General features: G+C 63.0%; 13 protein-coding genes. 6 read left to right on the forward strand and 7 right to left on the reverse strand.

Features of this window, described 5'->3' with window-relative positions; genetic code table 11:
* Window positions 1-146 precede the first annotated feature (146 nt).
* Window positions 147-1031: a LysR substrate-binding domain-containing protein gene (locus ACF8O8_RS25940; protein WP_003254537.1), complete on the forward strand. Its 885-nt coding sequence runs from the start codon at window positions 147-149 to the stop codon at window positions 1029-1031.
* 138 nt (window positions 1032-1169) lie between these two features.
* Here the strand turns inward: ACF8O8_RS25940 and ACF8O8_RS25945 are convergent, their stop codons facing one another.
* The 6 genes from ACF8O8_RS25945 to ACF8O8_RS25970 all read right to left on the reverse strand — a co-directional run bounded on the left by ACF8O8_RS25945 (window position 1170) and on the right by ACF8O8_RS25970 (window position 7668).
* On the reverse strand, window positions 1170-2588 hold the full coding sequence (locus tag ACF8O8_RS25945) for an amino acid permease (protein WP_392510736.1): 1419 nt from the start codon (window positions 2586-2588) through the stop codon (window positions 1170-1172).
* Between the two features lie 638 nt (window positions 2589-3226).
* The gene (rluB, locus tag ACF8O8_RS25950; protein ID WP_003254539.1) at window positions 3227-4294 is read right to left on the reverse strand and encodes a 23S rRNA pseudouridine(2605) synthase RluB; all 1068 of its coding nucleotides are present in this window, start codon (window positions 4292-4294) and stop codon (window positions 3227-3229) included.
* Window positions 4295-4559: 265 nt separating this feature from the next.
* Window positions 4560-5327, reverse strand: a complete 768-nt coding sequence (gene scpB / locus ACF8O8_RS25955) for an SMC-Scp complex subunit ScpB (RefSeq protein ID WP_392510737.1) — start codon at window positions 5325-5327, stop codon at window positions 4560-4562.
* Entirely contained in the window at window positions 5314-6054 is a 741-nt protein-coding gene (locus ACF8O8_RS25960) for a ScpA family protein (RefSeq protein ID WP_162490571.1), read from the reverse strand. Before ACF8O8_RS25960 ends, scpB begins: the two co-directional genes overlap by 14 nt.
* A gap of 110 nt (window positions 6055-6164) precedes the next feature.
* Complete coding sequence (locus ACF8O8_RS25965; RefSeq protein ID WP_014590089.1) at window positions 6165-6794, reverse strand: L-threonylcarbamoyladenylate synthase; 630 nt, start codon at window positions 6792-6794, stop codon at window positions 6165-6167.
* Window positions 6795-6807: 13 nt separating this feature from the next.
* Entirely contained in the window at window positions 6808-7668 is an 861-nt protein-coding gene (locus tag ACF8O8_RS25970; RefSeq protein ID WP_010955187.1) for a PHP domain-containing protein, read from the reverse strand.
* 67 nt (window positions 7669-7735) lie between these two features.
* Here ACF8O8_RS25970 and ACF8O8_RS25975 point away from each other — a divergent pair, with 67 nt between their 5' ends.
* The 5 genes from ACF8O8_RS25975 to ACF8O8_RS25995 all read left to right on the forward strand — a co-directional run bounded on the left by ACF8O8_RS25975 (window position 7736) and on the right by ACF8O8_RS25995 (window position 11448).
* A complete protein-coding gene (locus ACF8O8_RS25975) occupies window positions 7736-8329 on the forward strand; it encodes a septation protein A (RefSeq protein ID WP_010955188.1) in 594 nt (197 codons plus the stop codon).
* A gap of 1 nt (window position 8330) precedes the next feature.
* Window positions 8331-8630 (forward strand): YciI family protein, encoded by a 300-nt coding sequence (locus ACF8O8_RS25980; RefSeq protein ID WP_003254549.1) that lies wholly within the window; start codon window positions 8331-8333, stop codon window positions 8628-8630.
* A gap of 164 nt (window positions 8631-8794) precedes the next feature.
* Window positions 8795-9472: a response regulator transcription factor gene (locus tag ACF8O8_RS25985; protein WP_003254551.1), complete on the forward strand. Its 678-nt coding sequence runs from the start codon at window positions 8795-8797 to the stop codon at window positions 9470-9472.
* Window positions 9473-9632: 160 nt separating this feature from the next.
* Window positions 9633-10049: a Spy/CpxP family protein refolding chaperone gene (locus tag ACF8O8_RS25990; RefSeq protein WP_010955189.1), complete on the forward strand. Its 417-nt coding sequence runs from the start codon at window positions 9633-9635 to the stop codon at window positions 10047-10049.
* Window positions 10050-10107: 58 nt separating this feature from the next.
* Window positions 10108-11448, forward strand: coding sequence for a sensor histidine kinase (locus tag ACF8O8_RS25995; protein ID WP_392510738.1), 1341 nt, complete (start codon window positions 10108-10110; stop codon window positions 11446-11448).
* Window positions 11449-11569: 121 nt separating this feature from the next.
* Here the strand turns inward: ACF8O8_RS25995 and ACF8O8_RS26000 are convergent, their stop codons facing one another.
* Complete coding sequence (locus ACF8O8_RS26000; RefSeq protein WP_003254557.1) at window positions 11570-12127, reverse strand: NAD(P)H nitroreductase; 558 nt, start codon at window positions 12125-12127, stop codon at window positions 11570-11572.
* Window positions 12128-12205 lie beyond the last annotated feature (78 nt).

A 12205-nucleotide genomic window follows, 5' to 3' on the forward strand; every position in this document is an offset into this window, starting at 1 on the left:
ATGGCCTCTTGATATTGGCTAGATCACGGGATACCTGTGGCCCCGGCATGGGTTCAGGCATGCAGGGATGACGTATAGGCCAATGTTCCTGTAGTTTCGCGTCAGGGGCAAACGGATAATCCTGCCGCTATCAATGACTTTTATGAATGAATTACCGCCACCTGACCCCATCCATGTCACTGCTGCTGGCTTTCGAGGCCGCCGCCCGGCATGAAAGCTACACCCGCGCCGCCGCCGAACTGTCGCTGACCCAAAGCGCGGTCAGCCGCCAGGTACAGGCCCTGGAGCAGCAGTTGGGCCTGACCCTGTTCCGCCGCGAGGGGCGCCAGGTACAGCTGACCGATGTCGGCCGCCTGTACCAGCGCGAGCTGAGCGAGGCACTGGGGCGCATCCGCAGCGCCACCTTGCAGGCACTGGCCTATCAATCGGGAGTAGGCACGTTGCGCCTGGCCACCCTGCCAACCTTCGGTTCGAAATGGCTGTTGCCGAGGCTGCATGCGTTCTACAGCGCTCACCCGGGCATGCTGGTGCACATTCATTCACGCATTGAAACCATCAACTTCGACACCAGCGAAATCGATGCCGCCATCGGCGTGGCCAGCCACGACTTGCCGGGGCTTGTCTGCCATCGCCTGCATGCCGAGGAGCTGGTGGTGATCTTGCCGCCGGAGGCTGGCGTCGGCAGCCAAGGCTGGAGCCCGGCCAGGATCAGCGAAGAGGTGCTGCTGAATGTGGCCAACAACCCGCATGCGTGGGGCGAGTGGTTTTCCCATCATGGCCTGCCGCACCGGGCGATGCGGCTGGGGCCGAGCTTCGAGCTGACCTCGCACCTGATCCAGGCGGTACGTGCCGGGATCGGGATCGGGCTGGTGCCGCGCATATTGGTGGAGGAGGAACTGGCCAAGGGAGAGCTGTACAGCCCGGGGGTGGCGTTTGCCAGCCAGCGCAGTTATTACCTGATCTACCCGCCGAGGAATGAGGCACTGCCGTCGCTGCGGGCATTCAGGGGGTGGTTGCTGGAGCAGATCTGATTTTTGGCGGGGTCATCTGACCTGAGGGCAACGCTGTACCCGTAGGAGCGGGTTCACCCGCGAAAGGGCCCGCACAGGCAACAAAAAACCCGAAGCCAGTCACCTGACTCCGGGTTTTCACATACCGCCTATGGCGCCTTACTTGGCCACACTCTCAACAGCACCGCCCGCATTCACCTGGCGACGCGACTTGACCATGTACACCACGAACATCGCAAGCAGCCACACCGGGATCGCATACACCGACACCTGGATGCCCGGGATCATCAGCATGATGCCCAGAATCAGCACCACGAAAGCCAGCACCACATAGTTGCCGTACGGGTACCACAGCGCCTTGAACAGCGGTTTCTGGCCGGTACGGTCGAGGTGCTGACGGAACTTCAGGTGCGAGTAGCTGATCATCGCCCAGTTGATCACCAGGGTGGCCACGACCAGCGACATCAGCAGTTCCAGCGCGTTTTGCGGCATCAGGTAGTTCAGCAGCACGGCGACGAAGGTCACGGCAGCCGACACCAGGATCGAACGCACTGGCACGCCCCGCTTGTCGACCTTGGCCAGCGACGCCGGGGCATCGCCCTGCTCGGCCATACCCAGCAGCATGCGGGCGTTGCAGTAGGTACCGCTGTTGTACACCGACAGCGCCGCAGTCAGCACCACGAAGTTCAGCAGGTTGGCAGCCACGTCACTGCCCAGCAGCGAGAACACTTGCACGAACGGGCTGCTGCCGTAGCTGCCACCCGAGGCGTCGATGCTGGCGACCAGGTTGTCCCACGGGGTCAGCGACAGCAGCACCACCAACGCACCGACATAGAAAATCAGGATGCGGTAGATGACCTGGTTGATCGCTTTGGGGATCACGGTCTTTGGCTTGTCGGCCTCGGCGGCGGTGAAGCCGAGCATTTCCAGGCCACCAAAGGAAAACATGATGAAAGCCAAGGCCATTACCAGCCCGCTGACGCCGTTGGGGAAGAAGCCGCCGTGTGTCCACAGGTTGGCCACGGTGGCTTCAGGGCCGCCGCTGCCGCTGGTCAGCAGGTAGGCACCCAGGCCGATCATGCTGACGATGGCGACCACTTTGATGATGGCGAACCAGAATTCGGCTTCACCGAAGAACTTCACGTTCATCAGGTTGATGGCGTTGATCAGCACGAAGAAGGCTGCCGCCGTGACCCAGGTGGGGATCTCCGGCCACCAGTAGTGAACATACTTGCCGACCGCCGAAAGCTCCGACATCCCCACCAGGATATACAGCACCCAGCAGTTCCAGCCCGACAGGAAGCCGGCGAACCCACCCCAGTAGGTGTGGGCGAAATGGCTGAACGAGCCGGCCACCGGCTCTTCGACGATCATTTCACCCAGCTGGCGCATGATCATGAAGGCGATGAAGCCGCAGATCGCGTAGCCAAGGATCATCGACGGGCCGGCGGATTTCATCACGCCTGCCGAGCCGAGGAACAGGCCGGTACCAATCGCACCGCCGAGGGCGATCAACTGGATATGGCGGTTCTTCAGGCCCCGCTTTAGCTCGCCTGAATGCATGTTTTGTCCACTCATGAACGAAGTCACCTGCATTGTTTTTATCTGTGACGGAATCGGACCCACCGCGCTCGTGGCGCAGCGGAATGGGCAAGGTGGTTACCTTGGGTTTCTTGACCTCAGGTGCCGCCGGAGCGGGTCAACCAGGCGTGATCAAGAGTGCGCGGTACGCAAGAGGGTCACAGGTAAAACGCGGCGCACTGTATACCCCTGCAAACGCGCAGGCGTCAACGCGTTGCATCGTTTCCTCGGGAAAAAACGCAGCGTTCCTGTGGTACAGGCCTTCAAAGGCGAAGTGATCGGCGTACATGGCGCCTCCATTTGTTGTTTTGTCAGCCCGGCTCTCTGGACGGGCTCCTGCACAAGGCAATGGCGGCTATAACACCGTGGGGACGGGGGTTTGGGCAAGGGTGGCTGGCGCCATGGCGACGGCTTTGGCACAGGGGCGCCGGCAAGGTTTGTTTACACGATCGGGCTTGATCTGAAATGCGGACTGAAAACGGCCACATTCGTACAGATTTCTTTACAAGGCGGTTCAAGAACTTGCCAGTCGTCCGAAAAATTCTTTTTGTTCAATATCTTGGGCTTGGTCCACATTCCCGCAGGCATAAAAAAACCAGCCCGAAGGCTGGTTCCTTGATGACCACACTGGCTTATTAGCCACGCGGCTTGCCGCGACCACGGCCTGCCGGCTTGTCGCCATCAGGTTTGCCCGGACGCTTGCGCATCTCGCTCGGGCGCTCAGCCACCGTGCTGCCACGGGTGGGTTTGCGCGGCGCTTCTTCACGCGGCTGACGCGCCGGGCGTTCGCCAGTAGCGGCACCTTCGTGGGCCGGGCGCAGGTTGCGCACGCGCTCGCCACGGCCCAGCGGGCGGGTCGACTTGCGCTGCAGGCGCTCCATCTTGTCCTTGGCCTTGAGCTTCATGGCTGGCAGCGCGACCGGCTGCAGGCCGACTTCGGCGGCGAGGATGTCGATTTCGCCCTGGGTCATTTCGCGCCAGCGGCCCATCGGCAGGTCAGAATTGAGGAACACCGGGCCGAAACGCACACGCTTCAGGCGGCTGACCACCATGCCCTGGGATTCCCACAGGCGACGCACCTCACGGTTACGACCCTCCATCACCACGCAGTGGTACCAGTGGTTGAAGCCTTCGCCACCCGGTGCCTTCTGGATATCGGTGAACTTGGCCGGGCCGTCCTCCAGCATTACGCCGGCTTTCAGGCGCTCGATCATCTCGTCGTCGACTTCACCACGCACACGTACCGCGTACTCACGGTCCATCTCGTAGGATGGGTGCATCAGGCGGTTGGCCAGTTCACCGTCGGTGGTGAACAGCAGCAAGCCAGTGGTGTTGATGTCGAGGCGGCCGATGTTGATCCAGCGGCCTTCTTTTGGCCGTGGCAAGCGGTCGAACACGGTCGGGCGCCCTTCCGGGTCGTCACGGGTGCAGATTTCGCCGTCGGGTTTGTTGTACATGATCACCCGGCGGGTGGCCTCGGCGGCCTCCTCGCGCTTGATCAGCTTGCCGTCGACGGCGATGGCGTCGTGCAGGTCGACGCGCTGGCCAAGGGTGGCCTCGACGCCGTTGACCTTGATGCGACCCTGGCTGATCCAGGCCTCGACATCACGCCGCGAGCCCACGCCAATGCGCGCCAGCACTTTCTGCAGCTTTTCGCCGGATGGCGGGGTGATTTCGGTTTCTTTCAGGTCTTGCTCACTCATCTGGGCACCTCCCGGTGTAGGAATGAAAACAGGTTTCTGGCGACGAACGCGCCAAAAGGCCGCGCATCATACGCGGTTCATCAGGGGAACGCACTGGAGGGTAGAGGGTTTTGTGGGGCTGGGCATGATTTTCTGCCCAGTGGGCTTTGTGCTGACCTCTTCGCAGGCACGCCCGTTCCTACAGGTTCGCGCAACCTTCGGGGCCTGTGATACCCCTGTGGGAGCGGGCTTGCCCGCGAAGAGGCCAGCACAGGCAGCAGATCAATCAGGGCTGAGCCTTGATCTCCTCCTCCACCGGAGGCTCAGGCTCCTCTCCCCGCAGATCATCAAAATCGGTTTTCAAACCGTCTTCCATGGCATCCAGCTCCACCAACAGGCTACGGAAGCTGGTCTCCTCTTTCGGCTCACCAACCTCCTCGTCCCCAAGGCTGGCATCCGCCAACGCCTGCAGGTGCGCAGGCACCGGCGCATCATCCGGGTCAAGTTGCGGCGCTGGTTCCATTTCGCGCAGCTCGGCCAAGGCCGGCAGGTCCTCAAGGCTCTTGAGGTTGAAATGATCGAGAAACGCCTTGGTGGTGGCGAACATCGCCGGCCGCCCGGGCACTTCGCGGTAGCCGACCACGCGAATCCACTCGCGCTCCATCATGGTCTTGATGATATTGCTGTTCACCGCAACGCCCCGCACGTCCTCGATTTCACCACGGGTGATCGGCTGGCGGTAGGCAATCAGGGCCAGTGTCTCAAGCAGCGCTCGCGAATAGCGCTGCGGGCGCTCTTCCCACAGGCGCCCGACCCAAGGGGCATAATCCTCGCGAATCTGCAGGCGATAGCCGCTGGCCACCTCCTTGAGCTCGAACGCACGCCCATCACACGACTTGCCCAGCACCTCCAGGGCCTGCCTGAACACCTTGGGCTCGGGGCGCTCGGCCTCCTCGAACAGCTCGTACAGGCGCTCCAGGGATTGCGGCTTGCCCGAAGCGAGCAAGAAGGCTTCGATCAGCGACGCCAGGTCGCGGGGTTCATTCAGGTTCATTGGGTTCTTCAACTGGCGCCGGGCGAAGCCGCACGTGAATGGCGGCGAAAGGTTCATTCTGCACAAGTTCGATCAGCGATTCCTTCACCAGTTCGAGAACGGCCATGAAGGTCACCACCACGCCCAGCTTGCCCTCCTCGGCAGCGAACAGCGCGATGAACGGCACAAAGGCGCCGCCCTTGAGACGCTCCAGCACCTGGCTCATGCGCTCGCGGGTGGACAAGGTCTCACGGGTGATCTGATGGCTTTCGAACAGGTCGTTGCGGCGCATCACCTCGGCCATGGACATCAGCAGCTCTTCCAGGCTGACCTGAGGCAACAGCTTGCGTACCTTGGCCTGCGGCGCTTCCAGGCGCGGCACCACCACCTCGCGCCCGACCCGTGGCAATTCGTCGATGCCCTCGGCGGCAGCCTTGAAGCGCTCGTACTCCTGCAGGCGGCGGATCAGTTCGGCGCGTGGGTCACCCTCCTCCTCCTCGACGTCGGCGGAACGCGGCAGCAGCATGCGTGACTTGATCTCGGCCAGCATGGCAGCCATCACCAGGTATTCGGCGGCCAGCTCAAGGCGTACGCTTTTCATCAGCTCCACATAGCCCATGTACTGCCGGGTGATCTCGGCCACAGGGATGTCGAGGATATCGATATTCTGCTTGCGGATCAGGTACAGCAACAGGTCCAGCGGGCCTTCGAAAGCTTCGAGGATGACTTCAAGGGCGTCCGGCGGAATGTACAGGTCCAGCGGCAGCTCGGTCAGGGCTTCACCATAGACCAGCGCCAACTGCAGTTGCCGAGGCTCCTCGACCCGTTCGGCCGGCGCCTCAGGCGCTTCCAGCTGGCTCACGCGTTGACCAGGAATGGCGTGGGGTCGCCACAACCTTCGCGGATCAGTTCCGGTTCGTCGCCGGACAGGTCGATGATGGTCGACGCCTTGAGGTCGCCGAACCCGCCATCGATCACCAGGTCAACATGGTGCTCCAGCCGTTCACGGATCTCGTAAGGGTCGGTCATCGGCTCGCTGTCGCCCGGCAGGATCAGGCTGACGCTCATCAGTGGCTCGCCCAACTCGGCCAGCAAGGCCAGGGTGATGGCATGGTCCGGTACACGCAGCCCGATGGTACGCCGCTTATCGTGCAACAGCAGGCGCGGCACTTCACGCGTGCCGTTAAGGATGAAGGTGTAAGGCCCCGGCACATGCGCCTTCAGCAAGCGGAAGGTGCCGGTGTCGACCTTGGCGTACAACCCCAGTTGCGACATGTCGCAGCACATCAGGGTGAAGTTGTGCGTCTTGTCCAGCCCGCGCAGGCGCCGCACCCGCTCGATTGCCGACTTGTCGCCTATCTGGCAACCCAGCGCATACGCCGAATCCGTCGGATACACCACCACGCCCCCCTTGCGGATGATCTCGACGGCCTGTTTTATCAGGCGCGCTTGTGGGTTCTCCGGATGAATCTGGAAAAATTGGCTCACGTAATCGTCCTGTTCATAGCGCCAAAGGCTGTTCATGGCTGAATCGACGCCACAAAGGTGGCAGATCCTCGGGCAAAGGCCGATAGGCACCGATCTCGCCCCAGGTGCCGGGGCCGTGGAAGTCACTGCCAGCGCTTGCCAGCAGGCCGAACTCACGGGCAAGGATGGACATGGTGCCCACTTGCTCAGCAGGCATCATCCCGTTGACCACTTCAAGCGCCTGCCCTCCTGCCTGAATATAGTCGGCAATCAGCCGCCTGCGCTTGCTGCGGGTCAGGTCGTAGTGCATGGGATGCGCCAGGCTCACCCAGGCATTGGACTGCCTCAGCGTGGCAACGGTTTCGTCGAGCGTCGGCCAGTGCTGCTTGACGTCGCCCAGCTTGCCGGCGCCCAGCCACTTGCGAAACGCTTCACCACGGTCCTTGACGTGCCCGGCCCGCACCAGATACTCGGCAAAATGCGGGCGCGCCGGGGCGTTGCCGCTGTCACCCAACTCGTGCTGCACGGCGCGCGCGCCTTCGAGCGTGCCGGGCATGCCCTTGGCCGCCAGCCGTCTGTCGATTTCTTCGGCACGCAGCCAGCGGCCGTGGTGCAGCGCTTGAATCGCCGCCAGCAATGGCGGTGCGTCGAGTGGGAAGTCATAACCCAGCACATGGATGGTCGCGCCGCCCCACGTGCAGGACAGCTCCACCCCGCTGACCCAGCGCATACCCAGGTCAACGCAGGCCTGGCGCGCTTCGGGCAGGCCTTCGAGGGTGTCATGGTCGGTCAGTGCCAGCGCTTGCACCCCGTGCTCATGAGCCCGGGCAACCAGTACCGAAGGCGACAGGGCGCCGTCGGAGGCCGTGCTGTGACAGTGCAGATCAACATTCATAGAGGAGCGCTTTCGCTGGAATCGATGTTTGTTATTATGCCGTCACATCCCGATTCTGGCTGCCATTGTGAAACAATTCATCGATTTCATCCCGCTGCTGCTGTTCTTCATCGTCTACAAGCTCGACCCGCGCCCCATGGAAGTCGCCGGCCATCACTTCGAATTTGGCGGCATCTACAGCGCCACGGCCATGCTGATCATCAGCTCGCTGGTTGTGTACGGCGCACTGTTCCTGCGCCAGCGCAAGCTGGAGAAGGGCCAGTGGCTGACGCTGATCGCCTGCCTGGTGTTCGGTGGCCTGACCCTGACCTTTCACAGCGAAACCTTCCTCAAATGGAAGGCTCCTGTCGTGAACTGGCTGTTTGCCCTGGGTTTTGCCGGCAGCCACTTCATCGGCGATCGGGTGCTGATCAAGCGCATCATGGGCCACGCCCTGACCCTGCCTGATGCCATCTGGACGCGCCTGAATCTGGCCTGGATCGCTTTCTTCCTGTTCTGCGGCGCGGCCAACCTGTTCGTCGCCTTCACCTTCCAGGACTTCTGGGTGGACTTCAAGGTGTTCGGCAGCCTGGGCATGACCGTGATCTTCCTGGTGGCGCAAGGCGTGTACCTGTCGCGCCACCTGCACGATGACCCTTCTACCTCCAAACCCAAGGATTGACATGCTCTACGCCATTATCGCCAGCGACGTCGCAAACTCCCTGGAAAAGCGCCTGGCCGCCCGCCCGGCGCACATCGAACGCCTGCAGCAGCTCAAGGCCGAAGGCCGCGTGGTGTTGGCCGGCCCGCACCCGGCCATCGACAGCAACGACCCGGGCGAAGCGGGTTTCAGCGGTAGCCTGATCGTTGCCGAATTCGAATCGCTGGCGGCGGCGCAGACCTGGGCCGATGCCGACCCGTACATCGCTGCCGGCGTGTACGACAAGGTTGTGGTCAAGCCGTTCAAGCAAGTACTGCCTTGACCTGAGACGGCACGGCCTTCTTCGCTACACAAACCTTCGGATCTGTGCCATCACCCGCGAAGAGGGCCACGCGGCACCAGCAGTTATACTCAGGCCATCAGTCTGCGGTATCTTTGCCACTGGCGGGCCGAATCACCGCCGTCAATGGTTGAATTGAGTGAGTCATGAGCGAGCTGTTACTGATTGATGATGACCAGGAACTGTGCGAGCTGCTCGGCAGCTGGCTGACCCAGGAAGGGTTTTCCGTGCGTGCCTGCCACGATGGGCAGAGCGCACGCCTGGCCCTGGCCGAGCATGCCCCTGCTGCTGTGGTACTGGATGTGATGTTGCCCGACGGCAGCGGCCTGGAGCTTCTCAAGCAGCTGCGCAGCGAGCATGCCGAGCTGCCGGTGCTGATGCTTTCAGCCCGCGGCGAGCCGCTGGACCGCATTCTCGGCCTGGAACTGGGCGCCGACGACTACCTGGCCAAACCCTGCGACCCGCGTGAGCTCACTGCCCGCCTGCGCGCGGTACTGCGCCGCAGCCACCCCACCGCCACGACCAGCCAGATGGAACTGGGTGACCTGGTCTACAGCCCTGCGCGGGGCGTGGCCAGCATCGATGGCCGCGAAATGACCCTGACCCTGTCCGAAAGCCGTATTCTTGAAGCGCTGCTGCGCCAGCCCGGCGAGCCGCTGGACAAACAGGAACTGGCGCAGATCGGCCTGGGCCGCAAGCTGACCCTGTACGACCGCAGCCTGGACATGCATGTCAGCAACCTGCGCAAGAAGATCGGCCCCCACGCCGATGGCCGGCCACGCATTGTGGCGTTGCGTAGCCGTGGATATTACTACTGCCTGTAAAAACGCCGGGGCCGCTGCGCGCCCCATTGGCGGCACAAGGCGGGGCCTGCACAGGCCAATCATCTTTACTTTGCCTTTACCATCCCCTGACTGCGCTTGACGGTGATCTCCCTAGACTGTGCTCATCCGGTAATCACCGGCCTATGAAAGGAGAGACACCATGCGCAAGACCCTTATCGCCCTGATGTTCGCTGCCGCTTTGCCGACCGTAGCCATGGCCATGCCAGATGGCGGCCCGCGCCACGACGGCCCGCATCATCGCGGTGATGCGCCTTTCCACCAACTGGACCTGAGCCGCGATCAGCGCCAGCAGATCGGCAAGCTGATGGGCGAGCAAATGCAGCAGCGCCGCGACATTACCGAGCGCTACCTGTCCAAGCTGCCGGCCACCGACCAGAAAGCCATGAAGGATGAACTGCAAGCCAACCGCGACAAGACCGACAGCGCAGTGCGCAAGTTGCTCACGGCTGACCAGCAGAAGAAGTTTGACGAACTGCAAAAAGAACGCGCCGCCAAGAAAGCCGAGTGGCAGGAGTTCCAGGCCTGGAAAGCTGAAAAAGGCGCCAAGGCCCAGTAAGCTGTCCGCCCCATGCCCGGCCCGCATCACTGCGGGCCGGGCTTTTCCCGTTTAGGAGGTGCACTTGCGTTCACTGTTCTGGCGCATCCTGGCCAGTTTCTGGCTGGCCATCACCCTGGTCGCAGGCCTGTCGATCCTGCTGGGGCACATGCTCAACCAGGACGCCTGGATCCTCAGCCGTCACCCGGGCCTGAATACCCTGGCCAGCAAGTGGACCAAGCACTACGAGCAGGAAGGCCTGGAGGCGGCACAGCACTTTCTGGAACGACGCAAGAACCGCTACAAGATCGACGTGCAGGTGCTCGACGATAGCGGTGAAGCCGTGGTGCCCGGTACCTTCCCACGCCGTGCGGCAGCCCTCGAAGCGCGCCAGCACAATGACCAGCGGCGCTTGCCATGGCGCCGGCTGACCGAGGAATACACCAGCCCCGACACCGGCGAAACCTACTTGCTGATCTACCGCATCCCTCACCCGGCGCTGGATGCCTGGCACCGCGAGAGCCTGCTTTGGCCGCTCAGCGCACTGGGCATTGCCTTGGTCGTGCTGACCCTGTTCAGCCTGCTGGTGACGCTGTCCATTACCCGCCCGCTAAGCCGCCTGCGCAGTGCCGTACACGACCTGGGCCAGACCACCTATCAGCAGAACAGCCTGGCACGGCTGGCAGCGCGGCGCGACGAGTTTGGCGTGCTGGCCAAGGACTTCAACAAGATGGGCGCGCGCCTGCAAAGCACCATTGGCAGCCAGCGCCAGCTGCTACGCGATGTGTCCCACGAACTGCGCTCGCCGCTGGCCAGGCTGCGTATTGCCCTGGCCCTGGCCGAACGCGCCGAGCCTGAGCAGCGGCAAGCGCTGTGGCCGCGCCTGACCCGCGAATGCGACCGCCTGGAAGACCTGATCAGCGAAATCCTCGCCCTGGCCCGGGTGGATGCCGAACAAGCCCATGCCGAACCGGTCGACCTCAATGCCCTACTCGGCAGCGTGCGCAAGGACGCCCTGCTGAGCGCGCCGGATCAGGACGTGCGCCTGGAGGCGCAGCCAGGTTTGAGCTTGCAGGGTTGGCCAACGCTGATCGAGCGTGCCGTTGACAACCTGCTGCGCAATGCCCTGCGCTTCAACCCGGCGGGCCAGCCGGTCGAGGTCAGCGCCGCGCGCGAGCAGGACCGCATCGTGATCAGCGTTCGTGACCATGGGCCTGGGGCGGCAGCGGAGCACCTGGCGCAACTGGGTGAGCCGTTCTTCCGCGCGCCAGGGCAGGAAGCACCGGGGCATGGCCTGGGGCTGGCGATTGCACGCAAGGCCGCGGAGCGCCATGGCGGTAGCCTGGTGCTGGAGAATCATCCACAGGGTGGGTTTGTGGCCAGGCTGGAGTTGCCCCTGGCTGAAGCGACAGGCAGTTGATGGGGTGTAAAGGTACCTGGCCTCTTCGCGGGTAAACCCGCTCCTACAGGGGATGTGGATGCTGTTGTAGGAGCGGGTTCACCCGCGGAAGCCTTGAAACCTGAATCAGCCCAAGGCCAGGTTACTCACCCCAGCCACTGACGAAATCAGCCGTTTCCAGCACCGGCGCTGTCCGCGGCTCGGTCAGCGGCGTGCCGACGTACAGGTAGCCGATCAGCTCCTCGTTCTCGGCCAACCCCAACCCCTTGTGCACATGGGCATCGAAGGCCATGTCACCGGTACGCCACACCGCGCCGATCCCCTGCGCGTGCGCAGCAATCAGAATACCGTGCGCCGCACAGCCCGCCGCCAGGCGCTGCTCGGACTTGGGCACCTTGAAGTGGTCCTGCAACCTGGCCACCACCACGATCAGCAACGGCGCCCGCAGCGGCATCGCACGGGCCTTGTCCAGTGCAGCCTGGCTGGCATCGCCCTTGTGCTGCACGGCTTCGGCGAACAGCTCACCCAGCTTCTCGCGGCCCTGGCCTTCGATGGTAAGAAAACGCCACGGCCGCAGCTGGCCGTGATCCGGGGCGCGCAGGGCAGCCTGGAACAGCGCCTCGCGCTGGGCGGCATTGGGCGCCGGGTCGGTCAGGCGTGGCACGGAAACACGGTTGAGCAATGCGTCGAGAGCCTCCATCGGCTACCCTCCTGGCAGGTGAATGTGCGGCCATTCTAGCGTTTACATCACCAGACCCATAGGTAGAATGGCGCCCTT

The sequence above is a fragment of the Pseudomonas sp. TYF_14 genome, assembly GCF_043105275.1.
Classification (GTDB): domain Bacteria; phylum Pseudomonadota; class Gammaproteobacteria; order Pseudomonadales; family Pseudomonadaceae; genus Aquipseudomonas; species Aquipseudomonas alloputida.